The sequence below is a fragment of the Oleomonas cavernae genome, assembly GCF_003590945.1.
Classification (GTDB): domain Bacteria; phylum Pseudomonadota; class Alphaproteobacteria; order Zavarziniales; family Zavarziniaceae; genus Zavarzinia; species Zavarzinia cavernae.
In genome coordinates this window covers 2,727,513-2,744,445 of sequence record NZ_QYUK01000011.1, presented here as the reverse complement: position 1 = coordinate 2,744,445, position 16,933 = coordinate 2,727,513, and the positions used below count along the sequence as shown (strand labels likewise).

The following is a 16,933-nucleotide window of genomic DNA, read 5'->3' as shown; positions in this document are numbered from 1 at the left end:
CCGCCCGTCCTCAAATTGTCATGGGAACGAGCGGGGAGGGGACCCATGCTGAAGGACGCGCGCGGCAGTGACGTGACCACGGACAATCCCGTAGCGGTCGCCGCGATCGATCGCATGGTCGATCACTGGCTGGGCTATGGCCAGGGCGCCACGGCGATCTTCGAGGGGATCGCCGCCGACCCGCGCTGCGTCCTGGCCCAGACCCAGGGCGCGGTGCTGAACCTGTTCATGGAATCGGCGGCCGGCCGACGGGCGGCGCAGCCCTACCTGGCCAAGGCGCGGCTCCATGCCGACAAGGCCAGCCGGCGCGAGCAGCTCTATCTCTTCGCGGTCGAGGCCTGGGCCAAGGGCGATGCCGACCTGGCGATCCGCCTGCATACCGAGATCGCCGCGCAATGGCCGCGCGACCTGGGCAATGTGAAACTCGCCCAGTATCATCAGTTCAACCGCGGCGATGCCGCGGGCATGCTGGCCCTGATCGAGGCGGTGATGGCGCAGAACCGCGATGATCCTCATGCCCACGGCATGCGTGCCTTCGCGCTCGAGGAATGCCACCGCCTGCGCGATGCCGAGATCGCCGGCCGTTTCGCCGTCGAACTGCGCCGGCGCGAACCTTGGGCCCATCATGCCGTCGCCCATGTCATGGAAACCGAAGGCCGCATCGACGAAGGCATCGACTGGCTGGAGGCCCATGCCGAGACCTGGGACGACTGCAATTCCTTCATGCTCACCCATAATTGGTGGCACCTGGCGCTGTTCCATCTCGACCGCGACGATACCGCCCACGTCCTGGGCCTTTACGATCAGCGCATCTGGGGCGTGTGGAAGGAATATTCCCAGGATCAGGTGAATGCGGTCGCGACCCTGTGGCGCCTGGAAATGCGCGGCGTCGATGTCGGCGCGCGCTGGCACGATGTCGCCCATCACATCGCCGGCCGCGAAAGCGACCATGTCGAGCCGTTCCTCGACCTGCACTATCTCTATGCCCTGGCGCGGGCCGGGCTGGAGACGCAGGCGGCGCGGTTCCTGGCCAGTCTCGAGGATCACGCGGCGCAGGCGAGGCGGCACTGCCGGCGCGCTTGGGGCGATGTCGCCCTGCCGCTGGCGCGCGGCATCCTCGACCATGCGCGCGGCCGGTTCGAGGCCGCGGCGGAGGCGATCGGGCCGCTGCTGCCGCGGCTGGCTCAGATCGGCGGCAGCCACGCCCAGCGCGATCTCTTCGTCCAGACCTTCATCGATTCCGGTCTGCGTGCCCGCCGGGGCACGGCACTGAGCCCCTTGCTGGCCGATCGCGCCCGCCGCCGCCCGACCGTGGCCCAGCATTTCCGCGATCTCGGCCGGCTGGCGCGGATCGAAGGCGCGATGGCGCGCGCCGCCGATGCGGACCATCGAGCCGAAGCCCTGGCCCGTTCCTACGCCGCCTGAAGCACCAGGGGCTCAAACTTAGATTGCGATCAGTCTCTATCTTATGTAAGGTGGGTCATCTGCCCTTGCACCGGGAACCTGCCCATGGCCGCCTATGACGTGATCATCCAGAACGGCCTTTGGTTTGATGGCACGGGCGCAGCCCCGGCCCAGCGCCACCTGGGCATCCGTGACGGGCGGGTGGCCACGGTCTCGCCCGAGCCGCTGTCCCTGATCGGTTGCCCCGAGGTGATCGACGCCAAGGGCAAATGGGTGCTGCCCGGCTTCGTCGACATTCATACCCACTACGATGCCGAGATCCTGGTCGCGCCGGGGCTCAACGAGTCGGTGCGCCATGGTGTCACCAGCGTCTTCCTGGGCAGTTGCTCGCTCTCGACCATCCATGCCGACGCGCTCGACTGCGCCGACCTGTTTAGCCGGGTCGAGGCCATTCCGCGCGAACATGTGCTCTCGTCGCTGGAACGCATCAAGACCTGGGACACCGCGGCGGGCTATGTCCGTCATCTGGAATCCCTGCCGCTAGGCCCCAATGTTGCCGCCTTCCTGGGTCATTCCGACCTGCGCGCCCATGTCATGGGCCTGGGCCGCGCGGTCGACGACCGAGTCCGCCCCGACAAGACCGAGATGCGGCAGATGGAGTCCTTGCTGGAGGATGCGATCGACGCGGGCTTCCTGGGGCTCTCCTCGATGACCACGCCGTGGGACAAGCTGGACGGCGACCGCTACCGCTCGAAATCCCTGCCCTCGACCTTCGCCACCTGGCGTGAGTACCGGGCGCTCAACAAGGTGCTGCGGCGCAAGGGGCGGGTGCTGCAGAGCGCGCCCAACACCACCAATCCCCTGAACGGCCTGCTCTTCGTCATGGAAAGCTGCGGCTTCTTCGTGCGCAAGCCCCTGCGCACCTCGCTGCTGGTCGCGGTCGACAGCAAGTCGGCGCCGTCTGGAACCTTGGCGGTTCAACTGGGCAGCACGCGGCTGTCCAATACGCTGTTGCGCAGCGATCTGGTCTGGCAGCACGTGCCCGTGCCGTTCCAGGTCTATGCCGACGGCATCGATTTCGTGATCTTCGAGGAATTCGGCAGCGGCCGCGCCGCCCTGCACCTGAAGGACGAGGTCGAGCGCAACAAGCTGCTGCAGAACGAAGGCTATCGCCGCGCCTTCCGCCGCCAGTACGAGCAACGCTTCGACCTGCGCATGTGGAAACGCGATTTCCACGATACCGAGATCGTCGACTGCCCCGATGCCAGCGTCATCGGCAAATCGTTCGGCCAGGTGGCCGACGAGCGCGGCGCACACCCGGTGGACGGCTTCCTCGATCTGGTCGTCGCCCATGGCCAGAAGGTGCGTTGGCGCATGACCGTGGCCAACCATCGGCCGGCGGTGCTGGACCAGGTCGCATCCCACCCTGCTCTCCAAATGGGCTTTGCCGATTCCGGCGCCCATCTGCGCAACATGGCCTTCTACAATGCCCCGATCCGCTTCCTCAAAAGGGTCCACGACGCGGTGCAGGCGGGCCGGCCCTTCATGTCGCTGGAGCAGGCGGTGCATCGCCTCACCGGCGAACTGGCCGGCTTCTATGGCGTCGACGCGGGAACCCTGCGCGAGGGTGATCGCGCCGATGTCGCAGTGATCGATCCCCGGGGCCTCGATGCCGCCGTCGATGTCAGCCATGAGGCCGAGATGCCGGCCTTCGGCGGGTTGCGGCGCATGGTGAACGACAGTGATGCCGCGGTCGCCGCCACCCTGGTCGGTGGCCGGGTGGTGTTCCGCGACGCCAAATTCGCCCCGTCCTTCGGCAAGAGCGAGCGCACCGGTCGCTTCCTGCGGGCAGGCGAGCCGCGCGGCAGCGTTGATGCCCCCGCCCCGGTACGATCCAGCGAGGCCGCGTGAGCGATATCGCCACGGCTTTGCCGCGCCGGACCCAGCGCGACCGTCGCGAGGCGACGGTGGCCAGGCTGGTGGATGCGACGATCGACTCATTGCTCGCGGTGGGCTACGCCCGTACCTCGGTCAAGGAGGTATGCCTGCGCGCAGGCGTGTCGCACGGCGGGCTGTTCCGGCATTTCGACACGATGCTGGACCTGATCATGGCGGCGGCCGAGGAGGTCGCGCGTCGCCAGATCGAGAATGCCGAGAGGGGGCTGGCCCAGGCGGTCGATGGCGAGGACCCGCTGGTCACGGCCCTGTACCGGATCCGCGACGCCTGCCGCGCGCCCATCAACGCAGTATTCTACGAACTGGTGGTGGCGGCCCGCACCGATCCGCTGCTGCACCGGGCACTGGTCGGGTTCAGCACGCGCTATGCCGATGCCATCGCGGCGGCCACCGCGCGCATGCCGGGGGTGGGCAAGCTGCCGCCCGATCTCCTGGGCGTGATCGTCTCCTCGGCCCTGCACCTGTTTGATGGCGAGGCCCTGACCCGTTCGGTGCTGCAATTTCCCGAACTGGAGGAACGCCGCATGGGACTCCTGGTCAATCTGGTCAAGTCGCTCGTCCGCTCCTATGCGGCCTGAACACAGACAAGCGCCGCCGGATTGCTCCGGCGGCGCTTGCAGGACACCTTGGTTTTGCCGTGACGCTCCTGGATACGGCCCACCAGTTGGTCCTGGCGGCCCTCGGCCGCGGTCAGTTTGCTTCGACCGCCGGCAGGGCCTTCAGCTCATCCTTGGACGCGCTGACCATGACCTGGTACTCGCCGTCTTTCGTCGGGGTCACCTGGATATCGCTCAGCGCGATCGAGATGAGCTTGTCGCCCACGCCCAGGAAGCCGCCGACCGAGACGATCGCACCGGTCACCTTCTGGTCGGGACCGATCACCAGGTCCTCGATTTCGCCGACGGCTTCGCCGGTCGAATTGGTCACTTCGGCGCCGATCAGATCGCCTGCGCGCATGTCAGTGCCCTTGGGCGTGGCCGCTGCCGTCGTGTCCGGGGTCGGCACGGTCGTCGCGGCGCCCGGGGTCGGCGCGGTTATCGTCGGCGCTGATTCAGAGGTGCCGGCGCTGGGGGCGCTCGGCGACGACTGGGCAAACACCGGTACGGCGGCGCCGGCAACCACGGCCGACAGGGCGATGGCAGACAGTGTCTTGTTCATGAAAGTTCTCCTCATGACGGTCATCGACCGCGGGAGTGCGGCCGTGTTCGGCCGCAACCCATGCGACCTGCACGTCACCGGCCGCGGTATCGATAGTTGATTCCGCGCCGATGGATGACGAGTGATAGTCCAAGCCGGACCATGCCTAGACAACGAGGGGAACAGTGATTGGTTCCGGCCGCCACTATCCTCCAAGGGGGCGCCTGGCGGGCGGCATATTTCTATCGCTCATGGTCCGGGCATGAGGCTCCAGGTCCGAAATCCATTGATTTGGACCTGAATGCGATTCACGGCCTGTTGTGAGGAACGGCAGCGCAATAGGCTGGCGCGGCTACTGCATTCAGTCGCCGCCGCCCCCGCCGCCACCACCGCCGCCACCCCCACCACCATCGCCGCCACCCTCGCGGGCGGGCGGCGGCACGAAGCCCAGGCGCTGGCGGTCGTAGTCGTCCTTTTCCTTCTGGCCGCCGGGCGTCAGTTTGAAGCTGGCGATGGAGCCGTCGGCGTTATAGACCGGCTCGGCGTTGTAGAGCGTTTCGGTCGTGGGATCGCGCATGGCATAGCCGCGATTCATCGTCTTGTCGCGCCCGGCGGCCCGGTCGGCGGCCGTCGGCTCGCGGTACTCGGGATTTTCGTACGCGTATTCGACGACGTAGACATCCTTGAAACTGAAGAATGTCTGTGGCGTCCCGAAGTAGCGGATCGGCGCGCAGCCGGCCAGCCCGGCGCCCAGCAGCGCCAACACGAGGCCGGCACGGGCCAGCCCCATTGGAATTTTCCTGTCAGCCCCCACGGCGCCCTCCCGGCGGGCGCCCGTCGTTCCGGGATCGCCCCATGTTGACGGCTCAAGACCGTCCCCCCGGACAGCCCCCCTTGAACCGTGATGGCTCAAGGTAACACGAAAAGTCTCGCAGGGCAAAGAGGCGGGCGGGGGCGGCGCCCGGCGGCCGGGTCAGGCAAATTTGTGGGCGCTGCCCTTGTCGATCACCTCGAAGGCGGCGCCGAAATGCGTCCAGACCTCGGGGATGTAGAGCTGGTAGATTTCGGGCTTTTGCAGCGGGATGAACTTGGCGCCGCCGTCACGCTCGTCGCGCCGGGCCGGATCGTCGGAGAGCAGGGCGGTCCCGCCCCAACCCTTCCAGGCATCGATCCGCTGCACCAGGCGCGCCATCACCAGGCAGCCGCAATCACCCCATTCATAAGGCACGGCAAAGTGAAGCTGGGTCGAATAGCTCAGCCCCGACTGGCCGTGCTGGGCGGCGAAGCTGCGGATATGGGCATGGGCGCGGGCAAAGCGCTGGATCTCGAAGAAACTCTCGGCCTCCATCCACCAGGGCCCCTTGGCCTGCCGTTCCCAGTCGGCGGCGAAGCGCTTGGCATCGCAGAAGCGGTAATAGATCTGGCCCATTTGAAGATGAACCCGATTCATCCGGGTCATGCCGCCGTTGCGCGAGGCCTGCAGCCAGTCGTCGGGGATCGCCGGGTCGAAGCTCTTGACCCCGTAGCCGCGGGCCGCTGCCGCGCGATTGTGGTCGAGGCGTGGCAGGCCTCAGGGCGGGGACCGGTAGTCGAGCAAGGTCAGGGGCAGCCAGCCCGTCACCACGCGATCGGTGGGGGTGGGGGCGGCATCTCCGCTATCGCCGATCGTCACGTCGGCATCGCGATGGAAATCCGCACCCAGGGGCAAGTGCAGGGCCCGCTTCCTGATTTTCGCATCGAGCCCGCCCTCATGGCTGGACTCGGCGGTTGTCCATTCGATGTGGTTGCCGTGATGGGTCTCGTCGAGGAAGACGAAGATGTGCGACCGCCGCCGGGAGCCGCCGGGCTGGTTGAGGACGACGATGTCGCCGGTCCTGGGGCGGACGCCGCAGAGCAGGGCATTGGTGCCGAGGCTGTTGCAGCTCCAGAACGGCCGCCGGCCCTGGTGATAGATCCGCCGGATATTGGCGCCGGGAACGAATGCCAGGCCGCGGCTCGGATCGGTCCAGTTCACGATGTGGGGATTGACCGCCCCCAGCCGGTAGAGCAGCCAATGGCACAGGCTGCTGCTGGCGCCCGTGCCGATCTCAGGGAATTTGCAGACTTCGTGGTAGCCGGGCTCGCCGGGTCCGAACGGCACCACGGACCTGATCAGGCTTCGCGCCCTGTTGCGCAGGGCCTGTTCGGACAGGGGGCCGGACATCTGGCGGCCGTCAGGGCGTGCCGACGTAGTCGAGCTTCGACAGGTCGAGCCAGCCCATCACCGTGCGGTCGCCGTCGGCGGGGCCGGTATTGTCCATGTCGCTGATCTTGACCTCCCCGCCCAGCTTCAGGTCCTTGGTGGGCAGGTGGAGCACCCGGGTCTTGAACTTGGAATCGGTGCCGCCTTCCTGGCCGGATTCCGCCGTCTTCCATTTGGTGCGCTCGCCCTGGCGCACCTCGTCGAGGAAGACAAAGACATGTTCCTTGTTCTGCGGCCCGCCCGGCTGGTGGATGAAGACGATGTCGCCGGTCGAGGGGCGCAGCCCCAGCATCAGCGGGTTGATGCCGCGCCCGGCGCAGGCCACGAAGGGCGAGGTGTTCTTGTGATAGATGCGGCTGATGTTGGCCCCGGCGACGAAGGACAGGCCGCGGGCCGCGTCGGTCCAGTTGACGATGTCGGGGTTGGCGGCGCCCAGCTTGTACATCATCCAGTGGCACAGGCAGCCGCAACTGGTGCCGAAGCCTTTCTGGAAGAATTTGCAGACTTCCTGGTAGTTGGTGTCGCCGTACTTGAACGGCACCACCGATTCCACGAGCTTTCGCGCCTTCTCGCGCAATTTCCCCTCTTGGTCGGAATCGAGCAGCATGGGCAGGCCTTTCCAGCTTCTTGTCTGGTAGTTGGCCTCGACGCTACCGAGCCCGGGTTCGGCTGTCGATCTCGACCAGCTCGGGGCGTGATGGTGATCACGCTCAAGCCGCTGCTGGCGCCTGCTGGACCTCCGCCGCGACGCGTTCGCCGATCTCACGCTCGGCCATGGCAAGCTCGTAGGCCGTCTGGAGGTTGAGCCAGAAACGCGGGCTGTTGCCGAAAAAGCGCCCCAGCCGCAGTGCCGTCTCAGGGGAAATGCCGCGCTTGCCGTTCAGGATATCGGTGACCCGGCCTGACGGCACATGGAGCGCCAGCGCGAGGCGGTTGGCCGACAGATCCCGTGCGGCAAGCTCACGCTTCAAGACCCGACCGGGGTGGATGGGCAGCATGTTTCCACGTCCTTTCAATGATAGTCCACGATCTCGACATCCCAGGCGTCGCCGTCTTCAAACCTGAAGCAGAGCCTCCAGGGGCCGTTCACGGTCATTGCCCACTGCCCTTTTCGGTTTCCGGCGAGCTTATGCAGACCGACGGATACTCTGGCCAGTGTAGTACGGAATGTGTTCTTCTCGATGTCGCTAGCGATTTGACAAAGCCGGGGCTTTCGATCATTGTCCGGCCTCTTCGACGGATTTTTGTATCCGCCGCGCCCAAGGGCGTCCGCCGGTCAGCGAGTTTTCGCCCGCCGGCGCACTTGGCGTTGAGCGGGGCAAACCGAAACAGGATCAACCGGTTAGCATGTTCGAAAGCCTTTCCGACCGTCTTTCAGACGTATTCGGGCGCCTGACGAAAAAGGGCGCGCTGACCGATTCCGACGTTTCGGAAGCGCTGCGCGAGGTCCGCCTTGCCCTGCTCGAGGCCGATGTTTCCCTGCCCGTGGTCAAGGAATTCGTCGCCTCGGTGAAGGAAAAGGCGATCGGCCAGGACGTGGTCCGCTCGGTCACGCCGGGTCAGATGGTCATCAAGATCGTCCATGACCACCTGGTCGAGATGCTGGGCGGGGCCCAGGATACCGAGATCGACCTGAACGCGCCCGCCCCCGTGCCGATCATGATGGTCGGCCTGCAGGGCTCGGGCAAGACCACCACCACGGCCAAGATCGCCCTGCGCCTGACCAACCGGGACAAGAAGAAAGTCCTGATGGCCTCGCTCGACACCCGCCGGCCGGCGGCGCAGGAGCAGTTGAAGGTTCTGGGCGAGCAGGCCGGCGTGGCCACCCTGCCGATCATTGCCGGGCAGAACCCGGTCGACATCGCCAAGCGGGCGATGACCGCGGCCCGCCTCCAGGGCTATGACGTCGTCCTGCTGGACAGCGCCGGCCGCCTGCACATCGACGAGGCCCTGATGGCCGAAATCGAGGCGGTGAAGCGCGAGACCAACCCGCACGAGATCATGCTGGTGGCCGACAGCCTGACCGGCCAGGACGCGGTCACCACCGCCAAGCAGTTCCATGATCGCTTGGGCCTGACCTCGATCGCGCTGACTCGTATCGACGGCGACGGCCGCGGCGGTGCGGCCCTGTCCATGCGCTCGGTCACCGGCGTGCCGATCAAGCTGATGGGCGTGGGCGAGAAGCTCGAGGCGCTCGAGACCTTCCACGCCGACCGCATCGCCGGCCGTATCTTAGGCATGGGCGACATCGTCTCCCTGGTCGAGAAGGCCAGCGAGACGATCGACCAGCGCGAAGCCGAGAAGATGGCGGCGAAGCTGGCCAAGGGCCAGTTCGACCTGGACGACCTGGCGGGCCAGCTCAAGCAGATGCGCAAGATGGGCGGCATGCAGGGCATGCTGGCCATGCTGCCGGGCATCGCCAAGGTCAAGGACCAGATGGCCAAGGCCAATATCGACGACAAGGCGATCAAGCGCCAGGAGGCGATCATCTCCTCGATGACGCCCAAGGAGCGCAAGAACCCCCACATCATCCAGGCCAAGCGCAAGGTGCGCATCGCCAAGGGTTCCGGCACCTCGGTGCAGGATGTGAACAAGCTGCTGAAGCAGCACCAGCAGATGGCCGACATGATGAAGCGCATGGCCAAGCTGGGGAAGAAGGGAATGATGCGCGGCGGTTTGGGCGCGCTCTTCGGCGGTGGCGGCGGCATGCCCCCCGGCGGGTTCGGCGGCCCTGGCGGCACCGGCGGTTTTGGCGGCTTAGGCCAATAGTTTCAACGCAATCAACCAGTTCAACAGATCAGACCAGAAGAGGAACCTCATATGTCGCTCACCATTCGCCTGTCGCGCGGCGGCGCCAAGAAGCGTCCGTACTACCGTATCGTCGTTGCCGACAGCCGTTCGCCCCGTGATGGCCGCTTCATCGAGCGCCTGGGCACCTACAACCCGTTGCTGGCGGCCGATCATGCCGACCGCGTGACCCTGAACGCCGAGCGCCTGACCTATTGGATCTCGCAGGGCGCCCAGCCGTCCGAGCGCGTGACCAAGTTCCTGGGCAAGGCCGGCCTGGTGCAGGTCCCCGCCTACACCGAGCGTCCGAAGAAGTCGGCCCCAAGGCCAAGGCGCAGGAGCGTGCCAAGGCCGCCGAAGCGGCCGCCGCGGCGGCTGCCGAGGCCTGAGCCTAGAGACAGCAGGACCCAAGGCCCGATCCCATGGTTCGCGCAAGCACCAGCCAGCAGACGACCGGCACCACGGCACCCGCCGTGGTCGAAGGGCCGGACTATGTCTGCATCGGTGCGATCGCGGCCGCCCATGGCATCAGGGGCGAGGTGAAGGTGAAATCCTTCACCGCCGAGCCGGTGGACGTCGGGGCCTATGGCCCGGTGACCACTGATCGCGGCCAGGTCCTGACGCTGAAGGTCTTGCGCGAGCAGGGCAAGGCGGTGATCGCCCGGATCGACGGGGTCGGCGATCGCAATGCGGCGGAAGCCCTGCGCGGCCTGAAACTCTTCGTGGCACGCGCGGCCCTGCCGGCGCCGGTGGGCGAGGATGAATTCTATCACGCCGACCTGCTGGGCCTGGCCGTCGAGGACGAGGCGGGTGACAAGCTCGGCCGTGTCCTGTCGATCCAGGACTTCGGCGCGGGCGACATGATCGAGGTTGCCCTGGCGGCCGGCGGTTCCGCCTTCCTGGCCTTCACCCGGCAGGCCGTGCCGGTGGTCGACGTGAAGAACGGCCGCGTGATCGTCGCCCCGCCGGAAGGCTGGCTCGACCAGGGCGAGGCCGACGTGCCGAGGGAGGGCCAGCCATGACCCCCTGGACCGCGCGCGTGCTGACCCTGTTCCCGGAGATGTTCCCTGGGCCGCTGGGCCATTCCCTGGCCGGCCGGGCGCTGGCCGAGGATCTGTGGCGCCTCGCGGCACTGGATATCCGGGGCTTCGCCACTGACCGCCATCACATGGTCGACGATACGCCCGCCGGCGGCGGCCCCGGCATGGTCATGAAGGCCGACGTGGTGGCCCGCGCCATCGATGCGGCCCGCGACGGCCTGGCCGATGCCCCGGCGATCTATCTCTCGCCCCGGGGCAAGCCGCTGACTCAAGCCCGGGCGAGGGAGATTGCCCAGGGGCGGGCGTCATCCTGCTGTGCGGCCGCTTCGAAGGCGTCGACCAGCGGGTGATCGACGGCCGCGGCCTGGAAGAGGTCTCGATCGGCGATTTCGTCCTCTCGGGCGGCGAGCCCGCCGCGCTGTGCCTGATCGATGCCGTGGTGCGGCTGATCCCCGGGGTCATGGGTGCGCCCGAGACCCTGGCGGAAGAGAGCTTCAACGGCGATCTGCTCGAATACCCCCACTACACCAAGCCGCAGGAATGGGAAGGCCGCCGCGTCCCCGACGTGCTGCTGTCTGGCCACCACGGCCGCATTTTGACCTGGCGCCGCGAACAGGCCGAACGCCTGACCCGCGAACGCCGCCCCGATCTTTGGTCGCGCTACCAGGCGCGGTCACCCGAAACAAACCCATCTTGATATCTGGAAAGGACTGACTCTCATGACCAACATCATCGACCAGCTCGAAGCCGAGCAGATCGCCGCGGCGACGGAAGGCAAGACCATCCCCGCCTTCCGCCGGGCGACACGCTGAAGGTCAACGTGAAGGTTATCGAAGGCACCCGCGAGCGCATCCAGGCGTTCGAAGGCGTCTGCATCGCCCGCAACCACAAGGGCGCCAACGCCTCGTTTACCGTGCGCAAGATCTCGTACAACGAGGGCGTCGAGCGCGTGTTCCCGCTCTACAGCCCCCGCATCGACTCGATCGAAGTCGTGCGCCGCGGCAAGGTCCGTCGCTCCAAGCTCTATTACCTGCGTGATCGTCGCGGCAAGTCGGCCCGTATCGCCGAGAAGGTCGATCGCCGCGAAGCCAAGGCAGAGTAATAGCGCTCGTCGTCAAATGGCGGCTGGTTTTGCCGCCGCCGCAGGACGATATAGGTGAGGGGGCCGGGCCTGTCCCGGCCGGAAGGTGAGAAGTCATGTCAGGCCCGCGCACGCTCTACGACAAGATCTGGGACAGCCATCTGGTTGAGATGGGCGAGGATGGCACCGGCCTCCTCTACATCGACCGTCACCTCATTCACGAGGTGACGAGCCCCCAGGCCTTCGAAGGGCTGCGCCTGACCGGGCGCAAGGTGCATCGCCCCAGGCGACCCTGGCCGTGCCCGATCACAACGTGCCGACCACCGACCGCTCCGCCGGTATCGCGGACCCTGAGTCCAGGCTGCAGGTCGAGACGCTGGAGGCCAACTGCCGCGAGTTCGGCGTCGAGCATCTGCCGATGTCCGACATCCGCCAGGGCATCGTGCACATCGTCGGGCCCGAGCAGGGCCTGACCCAGCCGGGCATGACCATCGTCTGCGGCGACAGCCACACCGCGACCCACGGCGCCTTCGGCGCGCTGGCCTTCGGCATCGGCACCTCCGAGGTCGAACACGTGCTGGCGACCCAGACCCTGATCCAGCAGCGCTCCAAGAACATGCGCATCACGGTCGACGGCGAGCTGGGCTTAGGGGTAACCGCCAAGGACATCGTGCTGGCCATCATCGGCAAGATCGGCACCGCCGGCGGCACCGGCTATGTCATCGAGTTCGCCGGTTCGGCGATCCGTGGCCTCACGATGGAAGGCCGCATGACGGTCTGCAACATGACCATCGAGGGCGGCGCCCGCGCCGGCCTGATCGCCGCCGACCAGGTGACCTTCGACTATGTCGCCGGCAAGCCCCGCGCGCCCAAGGCCGGCGGCTTCGAGCAGGCGGTGTCCTATTGGAAGACCCTGGTCTCGGACGAGGGCGCGCATTTCGACAAGGAACTGTTCATCGACGCCGCCACCATCGTGCCGCAGGTGACCTGGGGCACTTCCCCTGAGGACGTGCTGCCGATCACCGGCAAGGTGCCTGACCCGGCCGATGTGGCCGACGAGGGCAAGCGCACCGCGATCACCCGCTCGCTGGCCTATATGGGCTTGGTGCCCGGCACGCCGCTCGAAGAGGTGAAGATCGACCGGGTCTTCATCGGCTCGTGCACCAACGGCCGGATCGAGGATCTGCGCGCGGCGGCCGTCGTCGCCAAGGGCCGCAAGGTCGCGGCCCATGTCGGCGCCATGGTCGTGCCGGGCTCGGGCCTGGTCAAGGAACAGGCGGAAGCCGAGGGCCTGGACAAGATCTTCGTCGAGGCGGGTTTCGAATGGCGCGAGCCGGGCTGTTCCATGTGCCTGGCCATGAACGCCGACCGGCTGGAGCCGGGCGAGCGTTGCGCCTCGACCTCGAACCGTAACTTCGAGGGTCGCCAAGGCCGCGGCGGCCGCACCCACCTGATGAGCCCGGCCATGGCGGTCGCCGCCGCGGTCACCGGCCATCTGGCCGATATCCGCAAGCTCGGCGTGTAAGGGGACAGAACCATGCAGGCTTTCAAGAAGCTGACCGGCGTCGCGGCGCCGCTGCCGCTGATCAATATCGACACCGATATGATCATCCCAAGCAGTTCCTGAAGACGATCAAGCGCACCGGGCTCGGCGTGAACCTGTTCGCCGAGATGCGCTACGACGATGACGGCAAGGAAAAGCCGGATTTCGTGCTGAACCAGCCGGCCTGGCGCAAGGCCGAGATCCTGGTGGCAGGGGCCAATTTCGGCTGCGGCTCCAGCCGCGAGCACGCGCCCTGGGCGATCCTCGATTTCGGCATCCGCTGCGTCATCGCCACCAGCTTCGCCGACATCTTCTATAACAACTGCTTCAAGAACGGCATCCTGCCGATCGTCCTGCCCCAGGAACAGGTCGACTTGCTGATGGACGACGCCAAGCGCGGCGCCAACGCGACTGTGACGATCGACCTGGAGAACCAGGAGATCAGCGGCCCGGACGGCGGCAAGATCAAGTTCGACGTTGATCCCTTCCGCAAGCACTGCCTGATGAACGGCCTCGACGACATCGGCCTGACCCTGGTCAAGAAGCCGGCGATCGATACGTTCGAGGAACGCCAGAAGCTCTCCTCCCCCTGGCTCTACGCTTAACCACCATCAACATCGTCATCCCAGCAAAAGCTGGGATCCATGTTGATCCAGCGCGCCTTGCCCTGCCATGGATTCCGGCTTTCGCCGGAATGACGGTAAAAGTTACAGAACCAAAAGGAAAATCCCCATGGCGACCAAGGGCAAGCTGCTGATCCTGCCGGGTGACGGCATCGGTACCGAGGTGATGCGCGAAGTTCGCCGTGTCATCGACTGGTACGCCAAGAAGCGCGGTGTCGAATTCGCGCTGGAAGACGGTCTGGCCGGCGGCGCCTCGATCGATGCCCATGGCGTGCCCCTGACCGACGCGACCATGGCGCTGGCCCAGGAAGCCGATGCCGTGCTGCTGGGCGCCGTGGGCGGCCCGAAGTGGGACAGCCTGCCCTTCGCCGTGAAGCCCGAGCGCGGCCTGCTGCGCCTGCGCAAGGAACTGGGCCTGTTTGCCAACCTGCGCCCGGCCATGTGTTTCGACGCCCTGGTCGACGCCTCGACCCTGAAGCCCGAGATCGTCCGCGGCCTCGACATCCTGATCGTGCGGGAACTCACCGGCGGCGTCTATTTCGGCACGCCGCGCGGCATCGAGACCCTGCCCGACGGTTCGCGCCGCGGCGTGAACACCCAGGTCTACACGACCGAGGAAATCCGCCGCGTCGCCCGTGTCGCCTTCGACATTGCGGCCAAGCGCGGCAGGAAGGTGACCTCGTCGGAGAAGGCGAATGTCATGGAGTCGGGCATCCTGTGGCGCGAGGAAGTGACCTGGGTCCACGACCACGAATTCAAGGATATCGAGCTCTCGCACATGTACGCCGACAACTGCGCCATGCAGCTCGTGCGTAATCCCAAGCAGTTCGACGTCATCGTCACCGACAACCTGTTCGGCGACATCCTGTCGGACGCCGCGGCGATGCTGACCGGCTCGCTGGGCATGCTGCCCTCGGCCTCGCTGGGGGCGGCCGATGCCAAGGGCAAGCGCAAGGCGATGTACGAGCCGGTGCACGGTTCCGCCCCCGATATCGCGGGCAAGGACATGGCCAATCCCATCGCCACCCTGCTGTCGTTCAGCATGGCGCTGCGCTATTCGTTCGATTTGGGGACGGAAGCCGACCTGCTGGACAAGGCGGTCGAGAATGTCCTGGCCGGGGGCCTGCGCACCGGCGACATCATGCAGCCCGGCATGGCCAAGGTCTCGACCAGCGTCATGGGCGAGTCGATCGTCCGCGCTCTGGACAAGCTGGCGGCGTAACGCTGTAACCCACAAGCGTCATCCCGGCCTTCGCCGGGATGACGAAGGGTCTTAAGCCGCCTTGACGGTCACCAGGAAGCGGTCGACTTCCTGGCGCAGGCGGGCCGCCTGGCGCGACAGGTCGCCGGCCGAGACGAGCACCTGGGACGAGGCGCCGCCGGCCTCGGTCGCCACGGTCTGCACCTCCTGGATCGCCGACGAGACTTCATTGGTGCCCAGCGCCGCCTGCTCGACGTTGCGGGCGATTTCCGAGGTCGCCGCGATCTGCTGCTCGACGGCGCTGGCGATCGTGTTCGAGACCAGGCTCATGTCCGAGATCTGGCGCGAAATGCGGGCAATGGCGTCGACCGCCTTGCCCGTTGCCGTCTGGATCTCGCCGATCTGCCCCGTAATGTCCTCGGTCGCCTTCGCCGTCTGGTTGGCCAGGCTCTTCACTTCCGAGGCGACGACGGCGAAGCCCTTGCCGGCTTCGCCCGCGCGGGCCGCCTCGATCGTCGCGTTGAGGGCCAGGAGATTGGTCTGGCCGGCGATATCCTGGATCAGCTTCACCACATTGCCGATGGCGTCGGAACCGCGTTCCAGCACCTGCATGATGCCGGTGGCGTCTTGCGCGTCGCAAACCGCCTGGTTGGACAGTTCCGCCGACTGCTGCACCTGGCGGCCGATCTCGCGGGAGGACGAGGTCAGTTCCTCGGTCGCGCTGGCGACGGTCTGCACGTTGGTCGAGGCCTGCTCGGCGGCGGCGGCGACCGAGGTCGCGCGTTCGGTGGTGTCGCGGGCGGTCCCGGTCAGCACCCCGGCATTGGCGCTCAACTCGTCGGCGGCGGCGGAAAGGGTGGAGATGACCTCGGCGATCGACGCCTCGAAATTGCTCACCGCCCCGGCCAGTTCCCTGGCGCGCTGGGCCTGTTCCTCGGCCCGGCGCAGGCCGTCGGCCATGCGCTGCTGTTCCGCGGCCTGGGCCTGGCGTTCCGCCTCGCGCCGGGCGCCTTCCGCCGCGTCCTCGCGGCGGCGGTGGTCTTCTTCGCTGGCCCGGGCGGCACGCGCCTCGCGCAGGCGGGCCAGGAAGTGTTCGACCGTCGTCCAGATTTCGCCGATCTCGTCGGCCGATTTGCGCTGGGGCACGGTCACCTCCAGCCGGTCCTCGGCCATGGCCTTCAAGGTCGCGGTGACGTCGCCCAGCGGCCGCGCCAACTGGCGCGTCCCGATGAACACGGCGATGGCGACGCCCAGCAGCAGGCCGACGCTGCCGACGGCGAGGGACAGCAGCCGCATCTCATCGGCATAGTCGCTGGTTTCGACCTCGATGCGCTTCAGATCGGCCAGGATTTTTTCCAGGGCGCCGTTGATCTGTGCCTGGAAGGCCTTGCGGTTGGCCCGGTTGGCTTCGGTATTGCCCTGGGCGTTGGCGGCGGCCGGGCTCACTTCCGTGCCCAGCCGTGCGGTTTCCAGCCGGAAGCTGCGGAATTCGGCCGCCTGGGCCATGAGGGCCTCGAGCACCGGGCGGGTCTTCTCCGGCACGATCGGCGCCCATTCCACGAAGAGCTTATCGATCAGGTCGAGGTCCTGGCGCAGGTTCTGGGCAAAGGGGCGGGCCTGGTCGGTCGTCTCCGAGGCATAGATGCCGCGTGATTCCATCACCACCGCCGTCACCAGCTTGTCCAGCCGTTCGGCGTAGAGCGCGCGCTTGCCCGCTTCTTCGAGCAGCTTGGATTCCTGGCCCAGGCCGTGGATCGCCTGAACACCGATCCCGGCGATGGCAGCAGCGGTCAGGCCAAGCACGGCGACAATGGTATAGATCTTGGCCCTGACCCGCATCGGTGGCGCTGCCCTTCAAAATGATCGATGTGAAACCGCCCTGGTTGGCGTTTGGGAAGACATTGGCCCCGGGGCTTATA

General features: G+C 66.8%; 14 protein-coding genes and 5 pseudogenes. 11 read left to right on the top strand and 8 right to left on the bottom strand.

From position 1 onward, the window contains the following. The first annotated feature begins 45 nt into the window (after window positions 1–45). From D3874_RS16980 to D3874_RS16970, 3 genes are all read left to right on the top strand, one after another. On the top strand, window positions 46–1,425 hold the full coding sequence (locus D3874_RS16980; protein ID WP_119779130.1) for a tetratricopeptide repeat protein: 1,380 nt from the start codon (window positions 46–48) through the stop codon (window positions 1,423–1,425). An 84-nt stretch (window positions 1,426–1,509) separates the two neighbouring features. Continuing rightward, window positions 1,510–3,315, top strand: coding sequence for an N-acyl-D-amino-acid deacylase family protein (locus D3874_RS16975; protein ID WP_119779129.1), 1,806 nt, complete (start codon window positions 1,510–1,512; stop codon window positions 3,313–3,315). Beyond that, window positions 3,312–3,938: a TetR/AcrR family transcriptional regulator gene (locus D3874_RS16970; protein ID WP_158596077.1), complete on the top strand. Its 627-nt coding sequence runs from the start codon at window positions 3,312–3,314 to the stop codon at window positions 3,936–3,938. Before D3874_RS16975 ends, D3874_RS16970 begins: the two co-directional genes overlap by 4 nt. 112 nt (window positions 3,939–4,050) lie before the next feature. On the opposite strand, the gene D3874_RS16965 is transcribed toward D3874_RS16970, so the two are convergent. From D3874_RS16965 to D3874_RS30500, 7 genes are all read right to left on the bottom strand, one after another. Beyond that, window positions 4,051–4,518, bottom strand: coding sequence for a PRC-barrel domain-containing protein (locus D3874_RS16965; protein ID WP_158596076.1), 468 nt, complete (start codon window positions 4,516–4,518; stop codon window positions 4,051–4,053). Window positions 4,519–4,858: 340 nt separating this feature from the next. After that, a complete protein-coding gene (locus D3874_RS16960; protein ID WP_119779126.1) occupies window positions 4,859–5,287 on the bottom strand; it encodes a hypothetical protein in 429 nt (142 codons plus the stop codon). Between the two features lie 183 nt (window positions 5,288–5,470). After that, window positions 5,471–5,926 carry a hypothetical protein gene (locus D3874_RS16955; protein WP_119779125.1) on the bottom strand — a complete coding sequence of 152 codons (456 nt, stop codon included), beginning with the start codon at window positions 5,924–5,926 and terminating at the stop codon, window positions 5,471–5,473. Window positions 5,927–6,067: 141 nt separating this feature from the next. Continuing rightward, entirely contained in the window at window positions 6,068–6,700 is a 633-nt protein-coding gene (locus D3874_RS16950) for a hypothetical protein (protein ID WP_119779124.1), read from the bottom strand. 10 nt (window positions 6,701–6,710) lie between these two features. After that, window positions 6,711–7,346, bottom strand: a complete 636-nt coding sequence (locus D3874_RS16945; protein ID WP_119779123.1) for a hypothetical protein — start codon at window positions 7,344–7,346, stop codon at window positions 6,711–6,713. 103 nt (window positions 7,347–7,449) lie between these two features. Beyond that, entirely contained in the window at window positions 7,450–7,737 is a 288-nt protein-coding gene (locus D3874_RS16940; protein ID WP_119779122.1) for a HigA family addiction module antitoxin, read from the bottom strand. Window positions 7,738–7,751: 14 nt separating this feature from the next. Next, entirely contained in the window at window positions 7,752–7,874 is a 123-nt protein-coding gene (locus D3874_RS30500; protein ID WP_274380621.1) for a type II toxin-antitoxin system RelE/ParE family toxin, read from the bottom strand. Between the two features lie 212 nt (window positions 7,875–8,086). Between D3874_RS30500 and ffh the strand changes: the two genes are divergently transcribed. The 8 genes and pseudogenes from ffh to leuB all read left to right on the top strand — a co-directional run bounded on the left by ffh (window position 8,087) and on the right by leuB (window position 15,035). Further along, the gene (gene ffh, locus D3874_RS16930) at window positions 8,087–9,508 is read left to right on the top strand and encodes a signal recognition particle protein (RefSeq protein WP_119779120.1); all 1,422 of its coding nucleotides are present in this window, start codon (window positions 8,087–8,089) and stop codon (window positions 9,506–9,508) included. A gap of 51 nt (window positions 9,509–9,559) precedes the next feature. Further along, window positions 9,560–9,915 (top strand): annotated as a pseudogene (rpsP, locus tag D3874_RS16925) (30S ribosomal protein S16). 33 nt (window positions 9,916–9,948) lie between these two features. Continuing rightward, window positions 9,949–10,548, top strand: coding sequence for a ribosome maturation factor RimM (gene rimM / locus D3874_RS16920; RefSeq protein ID WP_119779119.1), 600 nt, complete (start codon window positions 9,949–9,951; stop codon window positions 10,546–10,548). Then, window positions 10,545–11,263: pseudogene (trmD, locus tag D3874_RS16915) on the top strand (tRNA (guanosine(37)-N1)-methyltransferase TrmD). Before rimM ends, trmD begins: the two are co-directional and overlap by 4 nt. 22 nt (window positions 11,264–11,285) lie before the next feature. After that, window positions 11,286–11,668 (top strand): annotated as a pseudogene (rplS, locus tag D3874_RS16910) (50S ribosomal protein L19). Between the two features lie 95 nt (window positions 11,669–11,763). After that, window positions 11,764–13,172: pseudogene (gene leuC / locus D3874_RS16905) on the top strand (3-isopropylmalate dehydratase large subunit). Between the two features lie 12 nt (window positions 13,173–13,184). Then, window positions 13,185–13,795, top strand: a pseudogene (gene leuD / locus D3874_RS16900) (3-isopropylmalate dehydratase small subunit). Window positions 13,796–13,922: 127 nt separating this feature from the next. Continuing rightward, a complete protein-coding gene (leuB, locus tag D3874_RS16895; RefSeq protein ID WP_119779118.1) occupies window positions 13,923–15,035 on the top strand; it encodes a 3-isopropylmalate dehydrogenase in 1,113 nt (370 codons plus the stop codon). A gap of 51 nt (window positions 15,036–15,086) precedes the next feature. Here leuB and D3874_RS16890 read toward each other — a convergent pair whose 3' ends face one another. After that, window positions 15,087–16,853: a methyl-accepting chemotaxis protein gene (locus tag D3874_RS16890; RefSeq protein WP_119779117.1), complete on the bottom strand. Its 1,767-nt coding sequence runs from the start codon at window positions 16,851–16,853 to the stop codon at window positions 15,087–15,089. Window positions 16,854–16,933: the final 80 nt, after the last annotated feature.

Bases quoted from the DNA above. Each gene is read 5' to 3' on its own strand.
- D3874_RS16980 (WP_119779130.1), top strand. From the start codon at position 46: ATGCTGAAGGACGCGCGCGGCAGTGACGTGACCACGGACAATCCCGTA.
- D3874_RS16975 (WP_119779129.1), top strand. From the start codon at position 1,510: ATGGCCGCCTATGACGTGATCATCCAGAACGGCCTTTGGTTTGATGGC.
- D3874_RS16965 (WP_158596076.1), bottom strand. From the start codon at position 4,518: ATGAACAAGACACTGTCTGCCATCGCCCTGTCGGCCGTGGTTGCCGGC.
- D3874_RS16960 (WP_119779126.1), bottom strand. From the start codon at position 5,287: ATGGGGCTGGCCCGTGCCGGCCTCGTGTTGGCGCTGCTGGGCGCCGGG.
- D3874_RS16955 (WP_119779125.1), bottom strand. From the start codon at position 5,926: ATGGGCCAGATCTATTACCGCTTCTGCGATGCCAAGCGCTTCGCCGCC.
- D3874_RS16950 (WP_119779124.1), bottom strand. From the start codon at position 6,700: ATGTCCGGCCCCCTGTCCGAACAGGCCCTGCGCAACAGGGCGCGAAGC.
- D3874_RS16945 (WP_119779123.1), bottom strand. From the start codon at position 7,346: ATGCTGCTCGATTCCGACCAAGAGGGGAAATTGCGCGAGAAGGCGCGA.
- D3874_RS16940 (WP_119779122.1), bottom strand. From the start codon at position 7,737: ATGCTGCCCATCCACCCCGGTCGGGTCTTGAAGCGTGAGCTTGCCGCA.
- ffh (WP_119779120.1), top strand. From the start codon at position 8,087: ATGTTCGAAAGCCTTTCCGACCGTCTTTCAGACGTATTCGGGCGCCTG.
- rimM (WP_119779119.1), top strand. From the start codon at position 9,949: ATGGTTCGCGCAAGCACCAGCCAGCAGACGACCGGCACCACGGCACCC.
- leuB (WP_119779118.1), top strand. From the start codon at position 13,923: ATGGCGACCAAGGGCAAGCTGCTGATCCTGCCGGGTGACGGCATCGGT.
- D3874_RS16890 (WP_119779117.1), bottom strand. From the start codon at position 16,853: ATGCGGGTCAGGGCCAAGATCTATACCATTGTCGCCGTGCTTGGCCTG.